This is a genomic window from Micromonospora sp. SL4-19 (assembly GCF_047921475.1).
Taxonomy (GTDB): Bacteria; Actinomycetota; Actinomycetes; order Mycobacteriales; family Micromonosporaceae; genus Micromonospora.
Window position 1 is genome coordinate 66,690 of the sequence record NZ_JBLROB010000023.1, and the last position, 22,732, is coordinate 89,421.

The following is a 22,732-nucleotide window of genomic DNA, read 5'->3' on the forward strand; positions in this document are numbered from 1 at the left end:
AGGGCCCGACGGCCCGACCTATGACCGGCACCCCACCTCCCGGCCCGCCCCGGGTGCAGACCAGGATCACGGTCCCCGACCAGAAGATCATGGTCAACCTGCTCGGCGCGGGCGACGAGATCCTGCGACTCGTCGAACGCTCGGTCAACAGTGACGTCCACGTGCGGGGCAACGAGATCACCATCACCGGCGCGCCCGCGGACAACGCCCTCGCCGAGCGTCTCTTCAGTGAGCTGCTCGAACTCATCGAGAAAGGCGAGACCCTGACCACTGACGCCGTCCGGCGTACCGTCGGCATGCTCGAGCAGGGCAGCACCGAGCGGCCCGCCGAGGTCCTGACGCTCAACATCCTCTCCCGGCGCGGTCGCACCATCCGTCCCAAGACGCTCGGGCAGAAGCGCTACGTCGACGCGATCGACGCGCACACCATCGTCTTCGGCATCGGCCCGGCCGGCACCGGCAAGACCTACCTGGCCATGGCGAAGGCCGTCCAGGCGCTGCAGGCCAAGCAGGTCAACCGGATCATCCTCACCCGGCCGGCGGTCGAGGCGGGGGAGCGGCTGGGCTTCCTGCCCGGCACCCTGAACGAGAAGATCGACCCGTATCTGCGCCCGCTGTACGACGCGCTGCACGACATGCTCGACCCGGAGTCCATCCCGAAGCTGATGGCGGCCGGCACGATCGAGGTGGCGCCGCTGGCGTACATGCGGGGTCGGACGCTCAACGACGCGTTCATCATCCTGGACGAGGCGCAGAACACCACGCCCGAGCAGATGAAGATGTTCCTCACCCGGCTCGGCTTCGGTTCCAAGATCGTGGTCACCGGTGACGTCACCCAGGTGGACCTTCCCGGCGGGACGACCAGCGGCCTGCGGGTGGTCCGGGAGATCCTGAGCAACGTCGAGGACGTGCACTTCGCCCAGCTCTCCAGTTCCGACGTGGTCCGCCACAAGCTGGTGGGCGAGATCGTCGACGCGTACGCCCGCTGGGACGCCGAGCGGGAGAACCAGCAGGCGCAGAGCGTGCACTCCGTCTCCGGGCGGACCGCCCAGGGCGGCCGGGCCGCCCGGCGCCGCTAATCCATCAGAGGAAGAAAGTTGTCCATCGAGATCGCCAACGAGTCCGGTGTCGAGGTCGACACCGACGCCGTGCTCGCCGTCGCCCGGCACGCCCTCGACGAGATGGGGGTCAACCCCCTCGCCGAGCTCTCCGTGCTGCTGGTCGACATCGACTACATGTCCGAGCTGAACCACCGCTGGATGGGCGGCGACGGCCCGACCGACGTGCTCGCCTTCCCCATGGACGAGGGCAGCGTCGACCACGGCCCGGGGGAGAGCACCCCGGCCGGCGGCGAGCCGGCCCTGCTCGGCGACATCGTGCTCTGCCCGGAGGTGGCGGCCAAGCAGGCGGCCACCGCCGGCCACTCCGCCGCCGACGAGCTGCACCTGCTCACCGTGCACGGGGTGCTGCACCTGCTCGGCTACGACCACGCCGAGCCGGAGGAGGAGCGGGAGATGTTCGGTCTCCAGGCCCGACTGCTGGCCAGCTGGCGGTCGAGCCGGTCCCGGTGATGGCCACCCTGGCGGCCGGCGACGCCTCCGCCAATCTGCCCGACTTCCAGCTCATCGCCTTCGCGGCGGGGCTGGTGGTGCTCGCGGGCCTCATCGCGATGACCGAGGCGGCGCTTGCCGCCGTCTCCCCGGCCCGGGCCGCCGAGCTGGCCCGGGACGGGGTGCGCGGCGCGCGTACCCTCCAGGCGGTCGCCGGTGACGTGGTCCGCCACCTCAACCTGCTGCTCATGCTCCGGCTGCTGGCCGAGCTGACCGCCACCACGCTGGTCGCGCTGGTGGCGGTGGACACCTTCGGGGCCGGCTGGCGGGCCGCCCTGGTCACCGCCGGGGCGATGACCGTGGTCAGCTTCGTGGTGGTCGGCGTCGCGCCGCGCACCCTCGGCCGGCAGCACGCGTACGCGGTGGGCCGCACCGTCGCCCCGCTGGTGCGCTGGCTGGGCCGGGCGCTCAACCCGCTCGCCTCGCTGCTGATCCTGATCGGCAACGCGGTCACCCCGGGCAAGGGCTTCCGGGAGGGACCGTTCGCCAGCCAGGTTGAGCTGCGCGAACTGGTGGACCTGGCCGAGCAGCGTGGGGTGGTGGAGCACGGCGAACGCCAGATGATCCACTCGGTCTTCGCCCTCGGCGACACCATCGCCCGCGAGGTGATGGTGCCGCGTACCGAGATGGTGTGGATCGAGGAGCGCAAGACGCTCGCCCAGGCGCTGGTGCTCTTCCTCCGCTCCGGCTTCTCCCGGATCCCGGTGATCGGCGAGAGCGTGGACGACGTGCTCGGGGTGCTCTACTTCAAGGACCTGATCCGGCGCACCCAGGGCGGGGACCAGGACACGACGCAGCTCCCGGTGTCGGAGCTGATGCGCCCGGCGACCTTCGTGCCGGAGTCCAAGCCGGTCGACGACCTGCTCTCCGAGATGCAGGCGGCCCGCAACCACCTGGTCATCGTCGTGGACGAGTACGGCGGCACCGGCGGCCTGGTCACCATCGAGGACATCCTGGAGGAGATCGTCGGTGAGATCACCGACGAGTACGATGTCGAACGCCCGCCGGTCGAGCGCCTGGCGGACGGGGCCGTGCGGGTGACCGCCCGGCTGCCGGTGGAGAATCTGGGCGAGCTGTTCGACACCGAGCTGCCCACCGACGAGGTGGAGACGGTCGGTGGCCTGCTCGCCCAGGCGCTCGGCCGGGTGCCGATCCCCGGCGCCGAGGCCGAGGTGTCCGGGCTCCGGCTGATCGCCGAGGGCACCACCGGCCGGCGCAACCGGATCGACACCGTGCTGGTGAGCCGGGCCGCCCCGGGCGACGCATCCGACAGTGCGGGGCGCGGCGAGCACGCCGATCCCCGCGGCAACCAGAACCGTTCCGAGGAGAGGCAACCCGCCGATGCCTGAGTCACCCGTCGTGCCGGCTGCCCGGCCCACCCCGTCCGATTCGGCCGAGCTGAGCGCCGAGGACGGCAAGCTGGTCGTCCTGGCCCGGGGCGCTCGCGGCCGGGTCGGCGCCGTGGAGGGCGCGGCGGTCCGCGACCAGGACGGCCGGACGTACGCGGCGGCCAGCGTGGCGCTGCCGTCGTTGACGCTGACCGCGCTCCAGCTCGCGGTGGCCTCGGCGGTGGCCGCCGGTGCCAGCCGGCTGGAGGCCGCCGTGGTGGTCACCGAGGCTTCGACGCTGGACGGCGCGGGGCACGCGGCCGTCCGGGACCTCTCCGCCGACGCGCCGATCCATGTGGCGGCGCCGGACGGCGCCGTCCTCGGCACGGTGGTCGAGTGAACGGCGTCATGGCCCACGGCCGGCGGGGCGGAGCGGCGGCGTGAGCGATCTGGAAGCGCGTCCCTACCGGGCCGGTTTCGCCTGCTTCGTCGGGCGGCCCAACGCCGGCAAGTCGACGCTGACCAACGCGATCGTCGGCACGAAGATCGCGATCACCTCGAACAAGCCGCAGACCACCCGGCACGTCATCCGCGCCGTGCTGCACCGGCCGGATTCGCAGCTCGTGCTGGTTGACACCCCGGGCCTGCACCGCCCCCGTACGCTGCTCGGCGAGCGGCTGAACGACCTGGTCCGGGAGACGTGGAGTGAGGTCGACGTGATCGGCCTCTGCATCCCGGCCAACGAGCCGATCGGCCGGGGCGACCGGTTCATCACCGGCGAACTCGCCAGCCTGAAGGCGACCGTGCTGGCGGTGGTCACCAAGACCGACCTGGTGGACAAGAAGCGGCTGGCGGAGCAGTTGCTCGCGGTGAGCGAGCTGGCCGACTTCGCGGACGTGGTGCCGGTGAGCGCGGTCTCCGGGCACCAGGTGGACACGCTGGTCGACGTGATGACCGGCTACCTGCCCGAGTCGCCGCAGCTCTACCCGGACGACATGCTCACCGACGACCCGGAGCAGGTGCTGGTCGCCGAGCTGATCCGCGAGGCGGCCCTCGAAGGCGTCCGGGACGAGCTGCCGCACTCCATCGCCGTGGTGGTGGAGGAGATGATCCCGGAGGGCCGGCTCACCAAGATCTACGCCGACGTGTACGTCGAGCGGCCGAGCCAGAAGGCGATCATGATCGGCCACCGGGGCAGCCGGCTCAAGGAGGTCGGCACCACCGCCCGCCGGCAGATCGAGGAGCTGCTCGGCACCCGGATCTATCTGGACCTGCACGTCCGGGTCGCGAAGGACTGGCAGCGCGACCCGAAGCAGCTGCGCAAGCTGGGTTTCTGACCGCGTACCTCAGACCGCCGGTCCCGGATCACCGGGGCCGGCGGTTCGTGTGCGGACCGATCGGGATCGGTCGCCCTTATGGGATGTTTCACTTCTGACCCCGCCCGCTGGCCGTTTGGTCCGACCGGGTCGGAGGGTAGGGAGACGAGAGGTTGATCCCCCTGCCCCCGACATAGCTGCAGGCTGATGCGAAACCGATACCTGGACCTGCTCCGTTTCCTGGCCATCGTGAGAGTCGTCGTCTACCACGTCACCGGGTGGGCGTCGCTGACGCTGATCTTCCCGGCGATGTCGGTGATGTTCGCGCTCGCCGGTTCGCTGATGGCGGCCTCGCTGGACCGGACCGGCCCGCCGGCCGTGCTGCGCCGGCTGCGTCGCCTGCTGCCGTCGTTGTGGGTGCTCGCCGCGCTCTTCGTGCCGGCCATGTTGCTCACCGGGCTGCCGCTCACCCCGAAGGTGCTGCTCTGGCTCTTCCCGGTCAGCGATCCACCGGCCAACTACTGGGGCGCGCTGGCGCTCAGCCCGATCTGGTACCTGCGGGACTACCTGTGGTTCGTGCTCGCCTCGCCGCTCGCCCTCTGGCTGTTCCGCCGGGCCCCGCTGCCCACCCTCCTCGCCCCGTACGCGCTGCTCGGGGCGATCGAGGTGGGCCTGCTGCCGAACGCGCCGACGGTGCTGCGCGAGTTCGGCCTGTACTTCGGCGCCTGGCTGCTCGGCTTCGCCCACCACGACGGCCTGCTCCGCCGGATCGGCAACCGGATCCTCGTGCCCGCCGTGCTCGCCCTCGGCACCGCCGGCCTGGTCTGGATCTTCACCCATCAGGGCCCGCGCGGATACGACCTGAACGACATCCACCTCGGCAACGCCCTGTGGTCGGCGGCGTTCATCCTCGTGGCGATCGGCCGCGCCCCGGCCACCGCCGGCTGGGTGGACCGTAACGCGCTGTTCAGCCGGGCGGTGACCCTGGTGAACCGGCGAGCCCTCACCGTCTACCTCTGGCACATGCCCTTCGTGGTGGCGCTCACCCCGCTGGTCGGTCTGGTCGGCTGGGGCTCGCGCGACCTGCTCGGCCTCGCCATCCGGGTGGTGCTGGTGTTCGCGCTGGTCGGCGTCATCACCCTGCTGTTCGGCTGGGTCGAGGACGTGGCGGCCCGGCGTGCGCCGCAGCTGGTGCCAGGTGGGCCCCGGCGGACCCTGGCCGAGCGGGCGGCCGCGGCCCCGGCCAGCCCCGCGCCCGCCGGAGCGGAGGCCGAGCTGGTGGGTGCCGGCGCGAGGGCGAGCCGGCCCGCCGCGTTCGACCCGGGCCGGGTGCCCGCGCCGCGGCGACCTGAACGGGCGGACACCAGGGCCGGCGTCGACTGAGCCGGACGGCGCCCGCGCCGCCCTCCCGGCGGGCCGGGCCCGGGCAGATCCGACCTCAGCGCCGGCTGATCGTGACGTTGCCGCTGCCGGTGCTGACGTCCAGCAGCAGGGAGGCGTTCGGATCATCGGCCACCCCGAGGTCCCGGTCACCCGAGCCGGTGCTGGTCCGCACCTGGTATCGACTGTCCGGGACGATCAGGTTGACGTCGCCGCTCGAGGCGTGCACCCGGGCCGACGCCGGCTCGGCCAGCTCGACCGTGACGTTGCCGGAGGACGTCTCCGCGTCCACCCCCGCGGCGAGCCGGCTCGCGGTGATGTCGCCCGAGCTGGCCCGGAGCCGGACCGTGCCGGCCGCGTCGACCACCTGGATGTTCCCGGAGCCGGTCTCGGCGTGGACCTCGCCGCTCGCCCCGCTGATCGAGACGTCGCCCGAGCCGAGCTTGAAGTCCACCGCGCCGACCCGACTCAGCTCGACGTTCCCGGAGCCGGTCTCGCCGCGTACCGCCACGCCCTCGGGGGCGGTCACCTCCCAGGAGATGCTGCACTGGCGGCCGCAGCTGGTGCTCAGCACCAGCTCTTCGCCGTTGATCTCGTACCGGGTGTCCGGCTGCCCGCCCTGGTAGCGGACCACCCGCTTGATGCGCACCTGCGGGGCGTCGCCGGAGGCGTGGACCGTGACGTCACCCGAGCCCGGCCGCACCGTGATCCGGGTGATCTTCACCGCCTCGGTGTTGTCGTAGTCCAGCTGGCGGAACGACAGGGGCTCACACCCGGAGAGGAGGATCAGGGTGGCCGCCGCGGCGGCGGTGGTGGTGGCGACGGTGGTTCGGTGCACAGCCATGGCCAGCACGCTACGGCCGATCCTCGATGCGGCACATCCGGGTTCGGCCGCCGATCCACCCCGAACCGACCCTGAGATCGCACCCCGAGGGAGAATGACCGGATGGCCGGGTATCGCCGACAGCTCTACCGCGACGACGCGGTGGTGCTGCGTGTCCAAAAGCTGGGCGAGTCCGACCGGATCATCACGCTGCTCACCCGCCGGCACGGCCGGCTGCGGGCGGTGGCCCGGGGCGTCCGGCGCACCACCAGCAGGTTCGGCGCCCGGTTGGAGCCGTTCGGGCATGTCGACCTCCAGCTCGCCGGCGACCCCAAGGGCAACCAGGGCAGCTCGCTGCACACCATCAGTCAGGTCGAGGGGATCGACCTTTACGGCAAGCGGTTCCTCGGCGACTACCCCCGTTACACGGCGGCCAGCGCGATCGCCGAGACCGCGGAGCGGCTCACCCCGGTCGAGCGGGAGCCGTCGTTGCGGTTGTTCCAGCTCACCCTCGGCGCGCTGCGCTCGCTGGCCCGAGGCGACCACGCCACCACGCTGGTGCTCGACGCCTACCTGTTGCGCGGGATGGCGTTCGCCGGCTGGGCGCCTGCGCTGATCGCCTGCGCGGTCTGCGGCACCCCGGGACGGCACCGGGCGTTCTCCGTACCGGCCGGGGGAGTGGTCTGCCCGGACTGCCGGCCACCCGGCGCCGCCCATCCCGCCCCGGCCACCATCGACCTGATGTCCGCGCTGACCACCGGCGACTGGGCGTACGCCGACGCCACCGAGACCGGCGTACGCCGGGAGTGCAGCGGCCTGGTCGCGGCGCACCTCCAGTGGCACCTGGAGCGCGCGCTACGCTCGCTGCCGCTGGTCGACCGGGGTGCCCCGGCGCCCGGCGCGGTCCCGCCGCCCGGCGGCGCGGGGCCGGGTGTGGTCCCGCCGCGCACCGGTGCCGGGCCCGCCGCTGGTGCGAACAGGGAGAAGAGCGAGTGATCCGATCGATGAGGGCCGCCCGGCGGGAGCCGTTGCCGCCGACCCCGCACCCGTCCGGCGCCCGGCCGCCGGCCCTGCCGGCCGACGCACTGCCCAGGCACATCGCCGTCGTCATGGACGGCAACGGCCGCTGGGCCAAGGAGCGCGGGCTGCCCCGCACCAAGGGCCACGAGCAGGGCGAGTACAGCCTCTTCGACACCATCGAGGGCGCGATCGAGCTGGGCGTCCCCTACCTGTCGGCGTACGCCTTCTCCACCGAGAACTGGCGGCGCTCGCCGGACGAGGTCCGCTTCCTGATGGGCTTCAACCGGGACGTCATCCGCCGCCGCCGGGACCAGCTCGTCGACCTGGGCGTCCGGGTGGTCTGGTCCGGTCGGGCCGGGCGGCTCTGGAAGAGCGTGATCTCCGAGCTGCAGACCGCCGAGGAGATGTCCCGGGGCAACTCGACGCTGACGCTGCAGTTCTGCGTCAACTACGGCGGCCAGGCGGAGATCGCCGACGCCACCGCCGCGATCGCCCGCGACGTGGCCGCCGGCAAGCTCGACCCGGGCAAGGTGAACGAGAAGACCATCGCCAGGTACCTCTACCACCCGGAGGTTCCCGAGGTGGACCTCTTCCTCCGCCCCTCCGGTGAGCAACGCACCTCCAACTTCCTGCTCTGGCAGAGCGCGTACGCCGAGCTGGTATTCCTCGACACGCTCTGGCCGGACTTCGACCGCCGCCACCTCTGGTACGCCTGCGAGCTCTACGCCCAGCGGGATCGCCGCTTCGGCGGCGCGTTGCCCAACCCGGTGGCCCCGCCCAGGTAGCCGACGCGCGGTGGGCCTTCCCCGTATCCGGCATTTCGGCCGGGCGCGGGGTGCCCACGCGTACGATCGGCGCAGGGCGCGCCGCCGGGACGCGCCCGCCACGGGGGTGGAGGATGCGCGATCTCCGGTACGAGATGACGGCCGCCCTGGCCGCGGCCGACCTGGTGGAGCCGACGACCCGGGCGGCGGTCGCCGAGATCTGCGCCGGGGTGGCCGAACGGTACTGCGCCGACCTCGGGCACACCCCGGCCGTGCGCTCCGGCGAGATCGCCGAGTTGTCCACCGGCGATCCCGCCCCGGCCTGGGCGCCGCCCCCTTCCGACGTCACCGAACGGGCCTGGTGAGGTTCAGGCCTCCACTTCGGAGCGGTCCCCCGCCCAGAGCGTGTGGAACGTGCCCGCCCGGTCGACCCGGTGGTAGGTGTGCGCCCCGAAGTTGTCCCGCAGGCCCTGGATCAGCGCCGCCGGCAACCGCTCGGCGCGCAGGGCGTCGAAGTAGGCCAGCGACGACGAGAAGGCCGGGGTCGGCACGCCCGCCCGGGCCGCGTCGGCCACCACCCGCCGCCAGGCCGGGACCCCGGCGCTGACCCGGTCGGCGAACCACGGAGCGACCAGCAGCGTCGGCAGTTCCGGCTCGGCGTCGTACGCCGCGCGGATCCGGTCCAGGAAGCGGGCCCGGATGATGCAGCCGCCCCGCCAGATGGTGGCCGTGCCGCCCAGGTCGATGTCCCAGTCGTACTCCCGGCTGCCGGCGCGGATGTGGTCGAAGCCCTGCGCGTACGCGACGATCTTGCTGGCCAGCAGCGCGCGCCGGACGTCCTCGACGAACGTCTCCCGGTCATCTCCCGGCCACTTCCCGCCCGCGTCTCCGAAGGCGCGGCGGGCGGCGGCCCGCTGGTCGGCGTGGCCGGACAGGGACCGGGCGAAGGTGGCCTCGGCGATGCCGGTGATCGGAATGCCCAGGTCCAGTGCGCTCTGCACGGTCCACCGGCCGGTGCCCTTCTGCTCGGCCTGGTCGAGCACCACGTCCACGAACGGCCGGCCGGTCGCCGCATCCGTCTGCGCCAGCACGTCGGCGGTGATCTCGATGAGGAAGGACCCCAGCTCGCCGCCGTTCCACGCCCGGAAGATCTCCGCGATCTCCGCCGGGCTCGCCGACAGGCCCGCTCGCAACAGGTCGTACGCCTCGGCGATGAGCTGCATGTCGGCGTACTCGATGCCGTTGTGGACCATCTTGACGAAGTGGCCGGCGCCGTCCGGCCCGATGTGCCGGCAGCACGGGGTGCCCTCCACCTGCGCGGCGATCCTCTCGAAGATCGGGCCGAGCTTCCGGTAGGACTCCGCCGAGCCGCCCGGCATGATGCTCGGCCCGTGCAGCGCGCCCTCCTCGCCGCCGGACACGCCGGTGCCGACGAAGTGCAGGCCATGCCCGCGCAGCGCCTCCTCCCGGCGGATGGTGTCGGTGAAGTGCGCGTTGCCGCAGTCGACGACGATGTCTCCCGGCTCCAGCAGCGGCACCAACTCGTCGATCACGGCGTCGGTGGGGGCGCCCGCCTTGACCATGATGATCACCGCGCGGGGGCGTTCCAGCGCGGCGACGAAGCCGGCCATCGACTCCGACGGCACGAAGGTGCCCTCGCCACCGTGCTCGGCCAGCAGGTTGCGGGTGCGCTCGGGCGAGCGGTTGTGCACCGCGACGGTGAAGCCGTGGCGGGCCAGGTTCCGGGCCAGGTTGCGGCCCATCACCGCCAGGCCGGTCACGCCGATCTGCGCCGTCGCCTGCTCCGCCATGCGTACCGCCCCCTCTTTGTCGGGCTGCCCGTGCTGCGACCGTATCGCGGGTGATGCGGGCGCGGGCGGGGACGCCGACGCCGGGTGAGGGTATGGTGGCGATCTGTCGTCAGCCCTCGGCGAGGTGGGCCTCCACCTGGGCGATCAGCATGACGCCGATCGTGCCGGTAAATCGGGTGCGCGGTGCGGCGGCGGTCGGTTAGCCTGCCGTCATGCGTAACTGACGCCCTTCTTCCGAGCCCTGGTCCGCCGCCGTTCGCGCCGCAGATCTGTCCCGCTCCGGGCGTCCGCATCCGTCACCGCCGTCGTCGCGGTGTCTCTCCTGGTCGGACCTGCCGGAGCTTACCCGCTCGCCGCGCCCACCCGGCGCCGGCGACAGTCAGGAGGAAGCGTATGCCCGCCAAGCGCAGTCCGAAGAAATCCCGCCGACCGGGTCCGTCTCCGACGGCCGTGACCCCACCCGATCTCGCCGCGCTCATGGCGGCCTCGACCCCGGCCGCCCCGCCGGCTCTTCCCGAGGCGCGGCCGGAGCCCTCGGTGGCCGGGTCGCCGGCGGAACCGGCACCGGCCCCGAAGGCCGGCCCGCCGACCGGCCACGACGGGCGCTTCGCCGGCCACGCCCGGCGCGCCGCTCAGCCCCGCCGGTACGCCTTCCGTCGCAGCTGAGCAGCTTCGGGTGCGGTTGTGGTCGCCAGGGCGACCACAACCGCACCCGAACCGGGCCGCGCGCCGTCCGCCGGATCAGGCGTGCACGGTGGTTGCCGTCTCCGTCCCGGCTGGCTCGTCGACCCGGCGCGACCGCGCGACGCCGAGCGCCAGGCCGGCGAAGCCGGCCACCATCAGCACGCTCACCGCGACCTTGAGCGGGACGCCCTCGGTGACCAGGTCCAGCACCTGCCCGGCGGTGAGGACCAGCGGCACCCAGAGGGCCACCAGTCGGTCCCGCCAGGCGCCGAAGGCGAGCACCAGAAGGCCGACCAGCCAGCCGAGCAGCCACACCGCGAACGAGGCCATCACGAACGGGTCCCCGTCGAGGGCGTTCGTCACCGGCCGGGCGGCGTCGGCGTCGACCCCGCGGCCGGCGAGGGCCCCGAAGAAGGCGTTGTAGTTCCAGAGGTGGACGGTGGAGAAGTAGAGGCCGAGCAGGGCGGCCGCGCCACCGATGGTCGCCGCCACCGGCTTGCGCCGGCCCAGCGTGGCGGCGAGCCCGAGCGTCGCCGGCAGCAGCAGCAGGTGGGCCACGGCGAACAGGACGGTCTCCACCCGCCACGCGCCCAGGTTCCCGGCGGCCACCGCCACATTGCCGGCGCTCTCCGACACGTCGTCGGGGAACATCACCCAGTAGTAGGCGTTCGCGACGCCGTAGAACACACCGCCCGTGAGCAGCGCGCCCGCCGTGAGCCGGCTTATTTGCCGCCCGTTCCGGTCAGCCATCAGAGATCTCCTTCCGAAGTCGTGACAGGGACGCTAGGAGCCGCACCCGGGGCAGGTCGTCGGCCGCGAAGTTGACTCGCGGGTGGAGCGCCGGCAGCCGCCGCTACACCCGTGGGTGGACGCGGAACGCTGCCCGCCGTCGCTACCCTTCCCGCATGTCCGCCGCCCTCGACGTCCGAGCCCGGTGGCGCACGGCGGCCACCGCGCTCGCCGGTACCGCGCTGCTCGCGTTCGGCCTGGCCGAGCTGTACATCCCGCTGGCGGGCTACGTCGAGGGGGAGGGGCCGGATCTCGCCGCGCTTCCCGAGGGCTGGCTCGCCGTGCTCACTGTGTTGCTGGTGGGCTACGGCCTCGCGGTGGCCGGCTGCACGTCGTACCCCCGAGCGGCCGCCGTCCTGGCCGGCGCCTGCTTCACCGCGCAGTGCTTCACGCCCGTGCTGCCGGAGTGGCCGGTCGTGCCGCTGTTGGCGCTGCTGGCCGCCACCTTCGGCTGTGTCGCCGTGGGCGATCGGGCCGCGCCCGCGATCGCCGCGCTCAGCTACTTCGTCCCGCTCGGGATCGAGAACGCGGTCGCCGGCGACTCCGACTGGGTGTTCATTCTGTTCGTCGGGCTCGCGGTGCTGGGCCCCGGGTACGCCGTGCGAATGCGGCGCGCGCAGGCGGCCCGGCTGGTCGCACTGGCTGCCGAGCGGGAAGCCGCCGCCCGGTCGGACGAGCGGTTGCGAGTGGCCCGGGAACTGCACGACATCGTCTCGCACGGGGTGTCGGTGATGGTGCTGCAGGCCGGCGCGGCGCAGGCCGTGCTCGACTCGGACGCGGGTCAGGCCCGCGCGTCACTCGACGCGGTGCAGGACGTCGGACGGGAGGTGGTCACCGAGCTGCGCCGGCTGCTCCTCGTCCTGCGCGGTGCCGAGGCCGCTCCGGAAGGGCTGCCCTCGCTGCGGCGGATCGATCCGCTGACCGCCGGCGTACGCCTCGCGGGCGGGCAGGTCGACGTGACCGTCACGGGTGACCTCGGCACGATCCCCGCCGCCGCCGACGTCAGCGGGTACCGGATCCTCCAGGAGGCGCTGACCAACGCCGCCCGGCACGCGCCGGGTGTGGCGGTCCGCGTCGCCATCGAGGTGGCCGGCGATGCCCTCCGGCTGCACGTCGTGAACGACGGGACGGGCTCCGCCCGGCGTGGCGCCGGCACCGGGCACGGCCTGACGGGCATCCGGGAGCGGGTGGAGCTGTTCGGCGGCACGGTCGGCGCGGGTCCGCGCCGGCAGGGCGGCTTCGAGGTACGGGTGGAGCTGCCCTTTGACGCCGCGGCGTCCGCCGCGCTCGCCCCGGCGGGGGGCACCGGATGACGCGGGTCCTCATCGCCGACGACGAGGCGCTGGTACGCGGCGGCCTCCGGCTGATCCTCACCGCGCAGCCCGACCTCGAGGTCGTCGCCGACGCGGCCGACGGCGAGGAGGCGGTACGGCTCGCGAACCGGTTCGCACCCGACGTGGTGTTGATGGATATCCACATGACGCCCATGGACGGGATCGCCGCGACCGAGCGGATCCTGGCCGTACGCAGTGCGACGCGCGTCATCATGCTGACCACCTTCGACCTCGACGAGTACGTCTACCGGGCGTTGCGTGCCGGCGCCTCCGGCTTCATGCTCAAGACCACTCCGCCCCGGGAACTGGCCGAGGCGGTGCGAACGGCGGCCCGCGGCGATGCCCTGCTCTCCCCGTCGATCACCCGTCGCCTGATCGACCACTACACCGCGACGGCGTCGGTGGTCGGCCACCCGGGCCTGGCGGAGCTGACCGCGCGGGAGACCGAGGTGCTGCGGATGATGGCGCTCGGCCTGTCCAACCGGGAGATCGCCGGGCAGCTCTTCGTCGGCGAGGCGACCGTGAAGACGCACGTGAACCGCATCTTCGCCAAGCTCGGAGTGCGGGACCGGGTGCAGGCGGTCGTGCTGGCGTACCAGAGCGGCGTGGCGCAGCTTCGGCGGTAGCGGACGTGGTCAGCCGATCAGTGGGCGGAAGGTGCCCAGCACGAGGCTGACGGTCAGCGCCCCGCCGGCCAGCACCGCGGCGCCGGCGACCAGCAGCCCGTCGGCCCGGGTGAAGCGCTGCCGTCGGGCGACCGTACGCGGGGTGCCGGCGTCGAACCCGCGGGCGTCCATCGCGACCGCCAACCGGGTGCCGCGCCGGATCGCCCCGACCAGCAGGGCGAACGCCGTCGACACGAAGAGCCGTAGCTTGGCCACCGGGTTCCGGCCGGCGTCCACGCCCCGGGCCCGCCGGGCCATGCTGATCATCTGCCATTCCTGTTCGAGCAACGGCACCAGCCGGAACGCGGCCAGCGCGCCGATGGCGAACCGGGCCGGCGCCTTCGCGTTCTGGATCAGCGCGTCGGCCAGGTCGGTGGCGTCGGTGGTGGCGAAGACGACGATGCCGGGCAGCGCCACCGCGAGCATGCGTAGCACCAACCCCAGCGCGGTGACCAGCACCCCCTCGGTGACCAGGACCGGCCCGGCCTCGACCAGCACCCGGCCGGAGCGGTCGGCGGCGAAGAGCACCAGGGTCGCCAGGATGCCGCCGGCGCTGGCCAGCAACGGCCAGGCCCGCCGGGCCAGCACCCGGTAGCGGATGCCGAACAGCGGCAGCACCACCAGCTCGATCGCGATGGCGATCGCCGGGGCCACCGGGTCCAGCGTGGCCATCAGGAGGAACGAGAACACCAGCGCGGCGGCCACCTTCGCCACGGGATTGCGCCGGGCCAGCGGCGCTCCGGGCGCGGCGACGGACTCCACCCCGATCATTGACGGCGCTCCAGCGTGAGGGTCCGGTCGGCGAGCGCGGCGACGAAGTCCGGGTCGTGGGTGACCGCCACGACGCCGTGGCCGGCGTCGCGCAGCTCGGCGAAGAGATCGACCAGCTCCAGCCAGGTCCGCCGGTCCTGGCCGAAGGTGGGTTCGTCGCAGATCAGCAGGCGGGGCGCGGTGGCCAGCGCGGTCGCCACGCTCAGCCGCCGTGCCTCCCCGCCCGAGAGGGTGTACGGGTTCGCCCCGGCCAGCCGGGTCAGCCGGAGCCGCTCCAGCAGCCCGTCCACGGTGGCCCGCACCGCCGCCTCCGGCTGGCCCGTCCGGCGTGGGCCGAGCGCCAGCTCGTCGCGGACGGTGCCGGTGACGAACTGGTGCTCCGGGTCCTGGAACACCGAGCCGATCCGCCGGGCCAGCGCGGGCGCACGCCAGCGGTGCGGGGGAGTGCCGGCATCCCGGCCGGCCAGCTCGGCGGTGGCGGTGACCGTACCGGTGCCGGGGCGGAGCAGGCCGCCCAGGAGCAGGGCCAGGGTGGATTTTCCGGCGCCGTTAGGGCCGAGGACGGCGAGCGCCTCGCCGGCGCGTACCCGAAGGTCGGTGGGGGCCAGCCGGGGCGGCAGGCCGAGCCGGCCGGCGGTGATCAGCTGCTCGCCGGCCGGCGTGGTCGCGGGCCGGGGCGGCACGGTCCGACCGGGTACCCAGACTCCGGCCTCGGCGAGTGCGTCGCCGTGCGCGGCGAAGACCACGCCGGGCGGCCCGTCCGCCAGCACCCCGCCGCCGGCTTCGAGGACGACCACCCGGTCGACCAGCGGCAGCGCCTCGCCGACCCGGTGCTCGACCAGGATCAGCGTGGTGTCGGCGTCGAGGGCGTCCCGGACCGCCTGCCGGATCAGCGTGGCGCCGGCCGGGTCGAGGTTGGCGGTGGGCTCGTCGAGCAGCAGCAGCCCGGGCCGCAGCGCGAGCGCCCCGGCCAGGGCGAGTCGCTGCTGCTCGCCGCCGGACAGCGCCGCGGTGGGCCGGTCCCGGTGGTAGGGGAAGCCGACCCGGCGCAGCGCCTCGTCGACCCGCGGCCAGATCTGGTCGGCCGGTACGCCCCGATTCTCCAGCCCGAACGCGATGTCGTCGCCGCAGCGGGCCATCACCAGCTGGGTCTCGGGATCCTGGAAGACGATGCCGACCCGTTCCCGGGCCTTGCGCGGGTCGAGCCCGTCGATCTCGACGGTGCCCTCCTGCTCGCCGGAGTCCTCGGGCAGCAGCCCGGCGAGGGCCGCCAGCAGGGTGCTCTTCCCGGCCCCGGACGGCCCGAGCAGCAGCACCCGCTCGCCGGCCTCGATGCGCAGGTCCACTCCGCGCACCGCCCAGCCCTTCCGCCCGCCGTGCCGCCACCCGAACCCGCGTAGCTCCACTGTGCTCACCGTTGCACCCCCTTCCGTCCGCTGATCATGGAGTTGTTGCCGCGATTGGCCGCGCCGCATGACGACAACTTCATGATCAACGGATCGGCGGGTGACGGTCAGACGGCGGCGCGTTCGCGGCCGGCGGGGAAGCGGTCCAGGACGCCGGTGTTGGCGAGGGAGCGGGTGAGGAACACGGCGCCGCCGCCGGCGATGACGGTGGCGCTCACGATGGTCAGCAGGGCGTACGGGATGCGGTAGCTGACCAGGTCGGTGGCCTTGTTCCAGTAGACGAAGTCGAAGATCGCGGCGGTCAGACCGGTCAGCGCGCCGGCCAGCAGGGCGGTCGGCAGCCGGTACGAGCGGTAGCGGAACGCGGCGAAGGCCAGCTCGGCGCCGAGGCCCTGCATCAGGCCCTGCACGATGGTGATGCCGCCCCACTGGCTGCCCAGCAGCGCGGAGACGATCGAAGCCACCAGCTCGCAGTAGAGCGAGGCGCCGGGCTTGCGGATGACCAGACCGCCGAGGACGGCCGGCACCAGCCAGACGCCGTAGATGAGGGTCTGCGCCGGTGGGAAGAAGGCGAAGGCGGCGTCCGTGGCGCTCCAGACCAGATTCCAGGCCCAGAAGATGACGCCGAAGGCGACGGCGATCACCGAGGCGACCACGATGTCGATCGTGCGCCACCGGTTGGTGGTGTCGTTCATGACTGCTCCCAGTTCGTCGAGGGTGAACCAGGAGAAGACGCACGCCGCGCCCGGTTGCCCGGACGGCGGCGCGGCTGGAGGTCGACCGAACTCCCTGCGCTGGCATTACCCAGATCAGGTTCGAGGGTCTGTGGGCGGTGCCCACACTCTCAGCGCTGTGCGCTCCCCTGTCGGATGTGAAGTTGTGTCGGGCAGACGCTAGCACCGACCCCGCCCGCCGGCCCAGCTGGGCGGTCGGCGGCCGACCGGCTGGGTAGGCTGCCGATCATGCGGGTCGACGCACGAGGTCTGACGTTCGAGGTGCGCGTGGGCGGCCCCGGGGGCGGCGACCCCGTCCTGCTGCTGCACGGCTTTCCGCAGCACGGCGGCGAGTGGGACGACGTGGTGCCCGCGCTGCACGCCGCCGGGCTGCGCACGTACGCGCTCGACCAGCGCGGCTACTCGCCGGGTGCGCGGCCGGCGGCGGTCGAGGCGTACCGGATCCCGGAGCTGGTGGCGGACGCGGCCGGCGTGCTCGACGCGCTCGGCGTGAAGGCGGCCCACGTGGTCGGACACGACTGGGGCGCGATCGTGGCCTGGGGTCTCGCGGCGGTGCACCCGGAGCGGGTCCGCACCCTGACCGCGGTCTCGGTGCCACACCCGGCCGCGATGGCGCACGCGCTCGCCACCGACGCGCGGCAGAAGGCCCGCTCCGCCTACATCGCGCTGTTCCGCAAACCCGGCAAGGCGGAGAAGGTGCTGCTCTCCCTCAACGCCACCGCGTTGCGCCGGATGCTCGGCGGGGTGGGCGACGCCGCGCAGGTGGCCCGCTACGCCGGCCCGATGCGCGAGCCGGGCGCGCTGACCGCCGCGCTGAACTGGTACCGGGCGATGTCGGGCAGCGACATGAAGGCCATCGGGCCGGTGAACGTGCCGACCACCTTCGTCTGGAGCGACCGGGACATCGCGATCGGCCGCACCGCCGCCGAAGCCTGCGCGAGCCGCGTGACCGGCGACTACCGCTTCGTCGAGCTCTCCGGCGTGACGCACTGGATCCCGGACGAGGCCCCCGCCCCGCTGGCCGAGGCGATCCTCGCCCGGATCGGCCGATGATCGCCGGCACCGCGCCGGCCCGGCCGCACACCCGCGCGTCGCTCGCCGCCCAGTTCCACGCCCTCGGCGTACGCCCCGGCGCGAGCGTCCTGGTGCACGCGGGCCTGCGTGGGCTGGGCTTTCTCTGCGGCGGCCCGGAGGCGGTGGTGCTCGCTCTGCGTGACGTGCTCGGTCCGCGCGGGACGCTCGTGGTGCCCACCCATACGCCCGAGAACAGCGACCCGGCGGACTGGACGAACCCGCCGGTGCCGGCGGACTGGTGGCCGGTGATCCGGGCCGAGCTGCCGGGCTTCGACCCGGCGGTCACGCCGAGCCGGTTCATGGGCGCCCTGGCGGAGTTGGTCCGCACCTGGCCGGGCGCCCGCCGCAGCGACCATCCGCATGTCTCGTTCGCCGCGCTCGGGCCGGCCGCCGACCGGATCGTCGGCGATCACGCGTTGGCCGGCATGCTCGGCGAGGGTTCCCCGCTGGCGCGCCTCTACGATCTTGATGGCGACGTGCTGCTGCTCGGCGTCGACCACGGCTTTAACACGTCACTGCACCTGGCCGAGTACCGGCAGCCCGCGCCGCCCCGGCAGCGCTGCGGCGCGGCCGTGCTGACCGGCGACGGCGGCCGGGAATGGGTGTGGTGGGACGACGTACGCCTCGACGACGACGGCTTCGCCCGGCTCGGCACCGGCCTGGAGGCGACCGGTGCGGTACGGCTCGGGCCGGTCGGCGACGGGACGGGCCGGTTGATGAGGCAGCGGGTGGCGGTCGACTTCGCGGTGGACTGGCTGGCCCGAAACCGACGGACGGAGGCAGGACCATGACGGTGAGCGCCGAGGCGTACCTGGCGGTGGTGACCGAGACGATCGGCCGGGTCGCCGCCGGCCAGCGGGACGGGGTCGGCCGGGCGGCCGACCTGATCGCCGAGTCGCTGCGCGCCGACGGGGTGGTCCACGCGTTCGGCACCGGCCATTCGGAGGCCCTGGCCATGGAGATCGCCGGGCGGGCCGGCGGGCTGGTGCCCACCAACCGGATCGCGCTGCGCGACCTGGTGCTCTACGGGGGCGAGCCGGCCGACGTGCTCGGCCCGAAGCTGGAACGCGAGCCGGCCGTGGCGCACCGCCTCTACGAGCTGGCCCCGGTCCGTCCGCAGGACGTCTTCGTGCTCGCCTCCAACTCCGGCGTGAACGGGGCGATGGTGGAGTTCGCGTCCGTCGTCAAGGACCGCGGGCATGCCCTGGTCGCGATCACCTCGGCGGCGCACTCCGCCCGGATGACCTCGCGCCACCCGTCCGGGCGCAAGCTCGCCGACTTCGCCGACGTGGTGCTCGACAACGGCGCCCCGTACGGCGACGCCACCCTGCCGTTGCCCGGCGGCGGCGCGGTCGGCGCGGTCTCCTCGATCACTGCCGCGCTGCTGGCCCAGCAGCTCGTGGCGGAGGTGGTGGCCCGGCTGCTGGCGGCGGGGGAGCGCCCCTCGGTCTACCTGTCGGCGAACATCTCCGGCGGCGACGAGCACAACGCCGAGTTGGAGGCCCGGTACGCCGGCCGGATCCGCCGGGGAGCCTGATCGGCTGGCCGAGGCGGTTTCAGCCCACGACCGACGGGGCAAACGCTGTGCCGTCGGTGGCAGCGCCTCCACCGGCAGTGCCGTCTGCCGCGGAGGTAGCGCGTGTCCAGGGAGTCCGAGAAGCAGCGCTGGCGGCGCAACTTCGCCGACCTGCTCCAGGAGTTGCGGGTGGCGCAGACGGGGGTGCAGATCCTCTTCGCCTTCCTGCTCACCCTGCCGTTCAGCAACGGCTTCACCCGGACCACCGACTTCCAGAAGGACGTCTACATCGTGGCGCTGCTGGCCGCCGCCGCGGCCGCCGCGATGATCATCTCGCCGGTCGCCTTTCACCGGGCGTTGTTCCGCCAGGGTCGCAAGCCGGAGCTGGTCCGGTTCGCGCACCGGGTGGCCACCGGCGGTCTGGCCTTCCTGCTGATCTCGATGGTCAGCGCGGTCCTGCTGATCACCGACTTCGTGCTGGGCCGGCCGGTCGCCCTGGTGGTGACCGCGTTCGCCGGGGCGTGGTTCCTGGCCTTCTGGCTGGTTCTGCCGCTGGCCGGGCGCGGCTGGGCTGAGCCCGACATCGACGACGACGGCGACGATCCGGCGGAGTCGTCCGGCCACTGACCCGCGCCGGAGCCGCCAAATCGGACGTGCGCCGGAGGCTACCGCTGGGTAACACCCGGGGGTAGCGTCGTTTTCGTCGAGCACGTCGACGCAGCCGGACCGAGGTCTCCAGGAGGCAGCCGTGACCACGACGCAGAACAGCCGACCCGATCCCGCGGGTTCGTCCGGGGCGGGAGGTCCCACCGGGCGGGTGGCCCCGATCGACGACGCCGACCGGCCGACCGGCGCCGCCGCGGGCGGGGCGGGTCCGCTGCCCGCCGAGGCGGGCCAGGTCTCGGAGAAGGAGGCCCGCCAGGTCGCCGAGGCGGCCCGCGAGGCGGCCTGGGACCGGCCCAGCTTCGGCAAGGAACTGTTCCTCGGCCGGTTCCGGCTCGACCTGATCAGCCCGTGGCCGCGCTCCGATCCGGCCGACATCGCGCGGGCCGAGGAGTTCCTCGGCGCGCTCGGGGCGTACCTGGACTCCGAGGTGGACGGCGCCGCCATCGAGCGGGACGCGCGCATCCCGGACGAGGTGTTCCACGGCCTGGCCCGGCTGGGGGCCTTCGGCATGAAGATCGACCGGAAGTACGGCGGCCTCGGGCTGAGCAACCTGCACTACTGCCGTGCGCTGATGCGGACCGGCTCGGTCAACCCGGCGATCAGCGCGCTGCTCTCCGCGCACCAGTCGATCGGCGTGCCGCAACCGCTGAAGATGTTCGGCACGCCGGAGCAGAAGCAGCACTTCCTGCCCCGGCTCGCCGCCGGCGAGGTCTCCGCGTTCCTGCTCACCGAGCCGGATGTCGGCTCGGACCCGGCCCGGCTGGCCACCACCGCCGAGCCCACGGCGGACGGCGCCGGCTACCGGCTCAACGGGGTGAAGCTCTGGGCCACCAACGGCACGGTGGCCACCCTGCTCGTGGTGATGGCCCGGGTGCCGGCGACCGAGGGGCGGCGCGGCGGGATCACCGCGTTCGTGGTCGAGGGCGACAGCGAGGGCATCACCGTGGAGCGGCGCAACGCCTTCGTCGGCCTGCGCGGCCTGGAGAACAGCCTGACCCGGTTCCACGACGTCTTCGTGCCGAAGGAGAACGTGATCGGTGGCGAGGGCAAGGGCCTGAAGGTCGCCCTGACCACGCTGAACACCGGGCGCCTCTCGCTTCCGGCCCTGTGCGTCGGGGCGGGCAAGTGGTCGCTGAACGTGGCCCGGGAGTGGGCCGCCGACCGGGTCCAGTGGGGCCGTCCGGTCGGCGAGCACGAGGCGGTGGCCAAGAAGCTGGCCTTCATCGCCGCCACCACGTACGGCATGGAGAGCATGCTCGACCTCTCCTGCCTGCTCGCCGACGACGACCGCAACGACATCCGGATCGAGGCGGCGCTGGTGAAGCTCTACGCCAGCGAGATGGCCTGGAAGATCGCCGACGAGCTGATCCAGATCCGGGGTGGGCGCGGCTACGAGACGGCCGAGTCTCTCGCCGCTCGCGGCGAGCGCCCGGCCGCGGTCGAGCAGCTCCTGCGTGACCTTCGGATCAACCGGATCTTCGAGGGCTCCACCGAGATCATGCACCTACTGATCGCCCGGGAGGCCGTCGACGCGCACCTCTCGGTGGCCGGCGACATCATCGACCCGGACGCCGGGCTGGGCCGCAAGGCCAAGGCGGGCGCCCGCGCCGGGGCCTTCTACGCCAGGTGGCTGCCCACCCTCGCCGTCGGCAAGGGGCAGGCGCCCGGGGCGTACGGCGAGTTCGGTTCGCTCGCCGGCCACCTGCGGCACGTCGAGCGGACCTCCCGCAAGCTGGCCCGGTCCACCTTCTACGCGATGTCCCGCTGGCAGGGGAAGATGGAGCGCAAGCAGGCGTTCCTCGGCCGGGTGGTGGACATCGGCGCTGAGCTGTTCGCGATGGCCGCGGTCTGCGTCCGGGCCACCGCCGAGCGGGCGGAGCACCCGGAGCACGTCGAGCTGGCCGACCTGTTCTGCCGGCAGGCCCGGCTGCGGGTCGACGAGCTGTTCACCGGGCTCTGGTCCAACACCGACTCGGTGGACGTGGCGGCCGCGAAACGGATCCTCGCCGGCCGGTACGCCGCCCTGGAGGAGGGCGTGGTCACGCCACCGGCCGACCAGCCCTGGGTGGCGCGCTGGCAGCCCGGCCCCTCCACCGCCCAGGACGTCCGCCGCCGCATCCCACCTGCGTGAAGCCGCATCCCACCTGCGACAGGAAGGGCCCCCTGCTGATGCCCGCGGCAGAGCAGGGGTGCCCGGTCAACCCCGGGCGATCGCCCAGGCCAGCACCGCGGCCAGGATGAGCCCGTTGAGCGCGGCCAGCACCAGGTACGCGGCCGGCGGGATCTTGCGGCCCTTGCGGACGTAGCTCACCAGGACACCCGCGTACACCAGCAGCAGTACGGCGACGGCGATCAGGAAGTACAGCACCGCCACACCTTAACGTCCGGCCTTCAGGCCGAGTCTGTGCAGCTCCAACGCGGCGAGCGCGTCGACGGTCGCGTCGTCGCCGCGGCGCCACGCCTCCGCCACGTCGGGCGCGATCCGGGCCAGCCGGCCGAGCGGCTGGCCGGCGAGCGCGCGCAGCGCCAGCAGGTCCCGCCCGGCGGGGGCGGTGGCCAGTGCCTTCGCCGCGCCGGCCCGGCGCATCCAGCGCACCCGCAGCGGCAGCCAGCCGAGCAGGACCAGACCGAGCGGGAAGACCAGCACCGCGATGCTCAGCCCGAGGGCCAGCTGGCCGACGAGGTCCTGCTGGTCCCGGCCGGCCTCGGCGACCGCGCGCGCGGCCTCCGCGGCCTTGGTGAAGGGGGCGGTCAGCTCGTCGCCGACCAGTGGCACCCGGCCGACCTTGCCGCCGGCGTCGGCCAGGTTGTCGGCGAGGCCGCCGCCGGCCCCCTCCAGCTTCTGTCCGGGTACGGCGAGCTTCTCGATCAGGTCGTGCAGCCAGAGCGCGAAGCGGATCGCCGTGTACACCCATGCGACCACGAGCAGATCGGTGAGGAACTGACGGAGGGCGGTCGGAAAACGGTCGGCGTAGATCTTCACGCCGGACAGCGTGCCACGGCTCGGCCGCGCCGGCACGACGGCTCCGGGTCGCGGCGCG

The 22,732-nt window shown here is 73.4% G+C and carries 25 protein-coding genes and 1 riboswitch; of the genes, 17 read left to right on the plus strand and 8 right to left on the minus strand.

Annotated features, from left to right (window positions below; genetic code table 11):
• Window positions 1-20 precede the first annotated feature (20 nt).
• The 6 genes from ACNAVT_RS23305 (at window position 21) to ACNAVT_RS23330 (ending at window position 5,637) form a co-directional block, all read left to right on the plus strand.
• Window positions 21-1,079 carry a PhoH family protein gene (locus ACNAVT_RS23305; RefSeq protein ID WP_416299274.1) on the plus strand — a complete coding sequence of 353 codons (1,059 nt, stop codon included), beginning with the start codon at window positions 21-23 and terminating at the stop codon, window positions 1,077-1,079.
• A gap of 18 nt (window positions 1,080-1,097) precedes the next feature.
• Window positions 1,098-1,571: an rRNA maturation RNase YbeY gene (gene ybeY / locus ACNAVT_RS23310; protein ID WP_416299275.1), complete on the plus strand. Its 474-nt coding sequence runs from the start codon at window positions 1,098-1,100 to the stop codon at window positions 1,569-1,571.
• Window positions 1,547-2,959: a hemolysin family protein gene (locus ACNAVT_RS23315; protein WP_416299312.1), complete on the plus strand. Its 1,413-nt coding sequence runs from the start codon at window positions 1,547-1,549 to the stop codon at window positions 2,957-2,959. The genes ybeY and ACNAVT_RS23315 overlap by 25 nt, the downstream gene beginning before the upstream one ends.
• Window positions 2,952-3,338 carry a cytidine deaminase gene (locus tag ACNAVT_RS23320; protein WP_416299276.1) on the plus strand — a complete coding sequence of 129 codons (387 nt, stop codon included), beginning with the start codon at window positions 2,952-2,954 and terminating at the stop codon, window positions 3,336-3,338. The genes ACNAVT_RS23315 and ACNAVT_RS23320 overlap by 8 nt, the downstream gene beginning before the upstream one ends.
• 40 nt (window positions 3,339-3,378) lie before the next feature.
• Window positions 3,379-4,275, plus strand: coding sequence for a GTPase Era (era, locus tag ACNAVT_RS23325; protein WP_416299277.1), 897 nt, complete (start codon window positions 3,379-3,381; stop codon window positions 4,273-4,275).
• 186 nt (window positions 4,276-4,461) lie between these two features.
• A complete protein-coding gene (locus tag ACNAVT_RS23330) occupies window positions 4,462-5,637 on the plus strand; it encodes an acyltransferase family protein (protein WP_416299278.1) in 1,176 nt (391 codons plus the stop codon).
• Between the two features lie 55 nt (window positions 5,638-5,692).
• Here ACNAVT_RS23330 and ACNAVT_RS23335 read toward each other — a convergent pair whose 3' ends face one another.
• Window positions 5,693-6,478, minus strand: a complete 786-nt coding sequence (locus ACNAVT_RS23335) for a DUF4097 family beta strand repeat-containing protein (RefSeq protein ID WP_416299279.1) — start codon at window positions 6,476-6,478, stop codon at window positions 5,693-5,695.
• 102 nt (window positions 6,479-6,580) lie between these two features.
• On the opposite strand from ACNAVT_RS23335, the gene recO reads away from it, so the two are divergent.
• From recO to ACNAVT_RS23350, 3 genes are all read left to right on the plus strand, one after another.
• Window positions 6,581-7,453 carry a DNA repair protein RecO gene (gene recO, locus ACNAVT_RS23340; RefSeq protein WP_416299280.1) on the plus strand — a complete coding sequence of 291 codons (873 nt, stop codon included), beginning with the start codon at window positions 6,581-6,583 and terminating at the stop codon, window positions 7,451-7,453.
• Window positions 7,454-7,461: 8 nt separating this feature from the next.
• Complete coding sequence (locus ACNAVT_RS23345; protein WP_416299313.1) at window positions 7,462-8,262, plus strand: isoprenyl transferase; 801 nt, start codon at window positions 7,462-7,464, stop codon at window positions 8,260-8,262.
• A gap of 113 nt (window positions 8,263-8,375) precedes the next feature.
• Window positions 8,376-8,606: a thioredoxin reductase gene (locus tag ACNAVT_RS23350; RefSeq protein ID WP_416299281.1), complete on the plus strand. Its 231-nt coding sequence runs from the start codon at window positions 8,376-8,378 to the stop codon at window positions 8,604-8,606.
• A 3-nt stretch (window positions 8,607-8,609) separates the two neighbouring features.
• Here ACNAVT_RS23350 and gndA read toward each other — a convergent pair whose 3' ends face one another.
• Window positions 8,610-10,052 (minus strand): NADP-dependent phosphogluconate dehydrogenase, encoded by a 1,443-nt coding sequence (gene gndA / locus ACNAVT_RS23355; protein ID WP_416299282.1) that lies wholly within the window; start codon window positions 10,050-10,052, stop codon window positions 8,610-8,612.
• A gap of 450 nt (window positions 10,053-10,502) precedes the next feature.
• Between gndA and ACNAVT_RS23360 the strand changes: the two genes are divergently transcribed.
• Window positions 10,503-10,718 carry a hypothetical protein gene (locus ACNAVT_RS23360; protein WP_416299283.1) on the plus strand — a complete coding sequence of 72 codons (216 nt, stop codon included), beginning with the start codon at window positions 10,503-10,505 and terminating at the stop codon, window positions 10,716-10,718.
• A 75-nt stretch (window positions 10,719-10,793) separates the two neighbouring features.
• Here the strand turns inward: ACNAVT_RS23360 and ACNAVT_RS23365 are convergent, their stop codons facing one another.
• Complete coding sequence (locus ACNAVT_RS23365) at window positions 10,794-11,486, minus strand: hypothetical protein (RefSeq protein ID WP_416299284.1); 693 nt, start codon at window positions 11,484-11,486, stop codon at window positions 10,794-10,796.
• Between the two features lie 155 nt (window positions 11,487-11,641).
• Here ACNAVT_RS23365 and ACNAVT_RS23370 point away from each other — a divergent pair, with 155 nt between their 5' ends.
• Together ACNAVT_RS23370 and ACNAVT_RS23375 are read left to right on the plus strand one after the other, a co-directional pair.
• Window positions 11,642-12,838, plus strand: a complete 1,197-nt coding sequence (locus tag ACNAVT_RS23370; RefSeq protein WP_416299285.1) for a sensor histidine kinase — start codon at window positions 11,642-11,644, stop codon at window positions 12,836-12,838.
• The gene (locus tag ACNAVT_RS23375; protein ID WP_416299286.1) at window positions 12,835-13,485 is read left to right on the plus strand and encodes a response regulator; all 651 of its coding nucleotides are present in this window, start codon (window positions 12,835-12,837) and stop codon (window positions 13,483-13,485) included. Before ACNAVT_RS23370 ends, ACNAVT_RS23375 begins: the two co-directional genes overlap by 4 nt.
• A gap of 9 nt (window positions 13,486-13,494) precedes the next feature.
• Here the strand turns inward: ACNAVT_RS23375 and ACNAVT_RS23380 are convergent, their stop codons facing one another.
• From ACNAVT_RS23380 to ACNAVT_RS23390, 3 genes are all read right to left on the minus strand, one after another.
• The gene (locus tag ACNAVT_RS23380; RefSeq protein ID WP_416299287.1) at window positions 13,495-14,295 is read right to left on the minus strand and encodes an energy-coupling factor transporter transmembrane component T family protein; all 801 of its coding nucleotides are present in this window, start codon (window positions 14,293-14,295) and stop codon (window positions 13,495-13,497) included.
• On the minus strand, window positions 14,292-15,710 hold the full coding sequence (locus ACNAVT_RS23385) for an ABC transporter ATP-binding protein (protein WP_416299288.1): 1,419 nt from the start codon (window positions 15,708-15,710) through the stop codon (window positions 14,292-14,294). Before ACNAVT_RS23385 ends, ACNAVT_RS23380 begins: the two co-directional genes overlap by 4 nt.
• 98 nt (window positions 15,711-15,808) lie before the next feature.
• Window positions 15,809-16,396: an ECF transporter S component gene (locus ACNAVT_RS23390; RefSeq protein WP_416299289.1), complete on the minus strand. Its 588-nt coding sequence runs from the start codon at window positions 16,394-16,396 to the stop codon at window positions 15,809-15,811.
• A gap of 73 nt (window positions 16,397-16,469) precedes the next feature.
• Window positions 16,470-16,575, minus strand: a riboswitch (TPP riboswitch).
• An 88-nt stretch (window positions 16,576-16,663) separates the two neighbouring features.
• Here ACNAVT_RS23390 and ACNAVT_RS23395 point away from each other — a divergent pair.
• From ACNAVT_RS23395 to ACNAVT_RS23415, 5 genes are all read left to right on the plus strand, one after another.
• A complete protein-coding gene (locus ACNAVT_RS23395) occupies window positions 16,664-17,488 on the plus strand; it encodes an alpha/beta fold hydrolase (RefSeq protein WP_416299290.1) in 825 nt (274 codons plus the stop codon).
• Complete coding sequence (locus tag ACNAVT_RS23400; protein ID WP_416299291.1) at window positions 17,485-18,300, plus strand: aminoglycoside N(3)-acetyltransferase; 816 nt, start codon at window positions 17,485-17,487, stop codon at window positions 18,298-18,300. The genes ACNAVT_RS23395 and ACNAVT_RS23400 overlap by 4 nt, the downstream gene beginning before the upstream one ends.
• Window positions 18,297-19,046: a sugar isomerase domain-containing protein gene (locus ACNAVT_RS23405; protein ID WP_416299292.1), complete on the plus strand. Its 750-nt coding sequence runs from the start codon at window positions 18,297-18,299 to the stop codon at window positions 19,044-19,046. The genes ACNAVT_RS23400 and ACNAVT_RS23405 overlap by 4 nt, the downstream gene beginning before the upstream one ends.
• Window positions 19,047-19,148: 102 nt before the next feature.
• Window positions 19,149-19,652: a DUF6328 family protein gene (locus ACNAVT_RS23410; protein WP_416299293.1), complete on the plus strand. Its 504-nt coding sequence runs from the start codon at window positions 19,149-19,151 to the stop codon at window positions 19,650-19,652.
• 121 nt (window positions 19,653-19,773) lie between these two features.
• Entirely contained in the window at window positions 19,774-21,822 is a 2,049-nt protein-coding gene (locus tag ACNAVT_RS23415) for an acyl-CoA dehydrogenase family protein (RefSeq protein ID WP_416299294.1), read from the plus strand.
• Between the two features lie 66 nt (window positions 21,823-21,888).
• Here ACNAVT_RS23415 and ACNAVT_RS23420 read toward each other — a convergent pair whose 3' ends face one another.
• Together ACNAVT_RS23420 and ACNAVT_RS23425 are read right to left on the minus strand one after the other, a co-directional pair.
• Window positions 21,889-22,059, minus strand: coding sequence for a hypothetical protein (locus ACNAVT_RS23420; protein WP_416299295.1), 171 nt, complete (start codon window positions 22,057-22,059; stop codon window positions 21,889-21,891).
• Between the two features lie 9 nt (window positions 22,060-22,068).
• Window positions 22,069-22,674, minus strand: a complete 606-nt coding sequence (locus ACNAVT_RS23425) for a hypothetical protein (RefSeq protein ID WP_416299296.1) — start codon at window positions 22,672-22,674, stop codon at window positions 22,069-22,071.
• Window positions 22,675-22,732 lie beyond the last annotated feature (58 nt).

What these genes read in the sequence shown, in the direction of transcription:
- ACNAVT_RS23305 (WP_416299274.1), top strand. Translation starts at nt 21, where the DNA reads ATGACCGGCACCCCACCTCCCGGCCCGCCCCGGGTGCAGACCAGGATC.
- ACNAVT_RS23320 (WP_416299276.1), top strand. Translation starts at nt 2,952, where the DNA reads ATGCCTGAGTCACCCGTCGTGCCGGCTGCCCGGCCCACCCCGTCCGAT.
- ACNAVT_RS23330 (WP_416299278.1), top strand. Translation starts at nt 4,462, where the DNA reads ATGCGAAACCGATACCTGGACCTGCTCCGTTTCCTGGCCATCGTGAGA.
- ACNAVT_RS23335 (WP_416299279.1), bottom strand. Translation starts at nt 6,478, where the DNA reads ATGGCTGTGCACCGAACCACCGTCGCCACCACCACCGCCGCCGCGGCG.
- recO (WP_416299280.1), top strand. Translation starts at nt 6,581, where the DNA reads ATGGCCGGGTATCGCCGACAGCTCTACCGCGACGACGCGGTGGTGCTG.
- ACNAVT_RS23345 (WP_416299313.1), top strand. Translation starts at nt 7,462, where the DNA reads ATGAGGGCCGCCCGGCGGGAGCCGTTGCCGCCGACCCCGCACCCGTCC.
- ACNAVT_RS23350 (WP_416299281.1), top strand. Translation starts at nt 8,376, where the DNA reads ATGCGCGATCTCCGGTACGAGATGACGGCCGCCCTGGCCGCGGCCGAC.
- gndA (WP_416299282.1), bottom strand. Translation starts at nt 10,052, where the DNA reads ATGGCGGAGCAGGCGACGGCGCAGATCGGCGTGACCGGCCTGGCGGTG.
- ACNAVT_RS23365 (WP_416299284.1), bottom strand. Translation starts at nt 11,486, where the DNA reads ATGGCTGACCGGAACGGGCGGCAAATAAGCCGGCTCACGGCGGGCGCG.
- ACNAVT_RS23370 (WP_416299285.1), top strand. Translation starts at nt 11,642, where the DNA reads ATGTCCGCCGCCCTCGACGTCCGAGCCCGGTGGCGCACGGCGGCCACC.
- ACNAVT_RS23375 (WP_416299286.1), top strand. Translation starts at nt 12,835, where the DNA reads ATGACGCGGGTCCTCATCGCCGACGACGAGGCGCTGGTACGCGGCGGC.
- ACNAVT_RS23380 (WP_416299287.1), bottom strand. Translation starts at nt 14,295, where the DNA reads ATGATCGGGGTGGAGTCCGTCGCCGCGCCCGGAGCGCCGCTGGCCCGG.
- ACNAVT_RS23390 (WP_416299289.1), bottom strand. Translation starts at nt 16,396, where the DNA reads ATGAACGACACCACCAACCGGTGGCGCACGATCGACATCGTGGTCGCC.
- ACNAVT_RS23395 (WP_416299290.1), top strand. Translation starts at nt 16,664, where the DNA reads ATGCGGGTCGACGCACGAGGTCTGACGTTCGAGGTGCGCGTGGGCGGC.
- ACNAVT_RS23400 (WP_416299291.1), top strand. Translation starts at nt 17,485, where the DNA reads ATGATCGCCGGCACCGCGCCGGCCCGGCCGCACACCCGCGCGTCGCTC.
- ACNAVT_RS23405 (WP_416299292.1), top strand. Translation starts at nt 18,297, where the DNA reads ATGACGGTGAGCGCCGAGGCGTACCTGGCGGTGGTGACCGAGACGATC.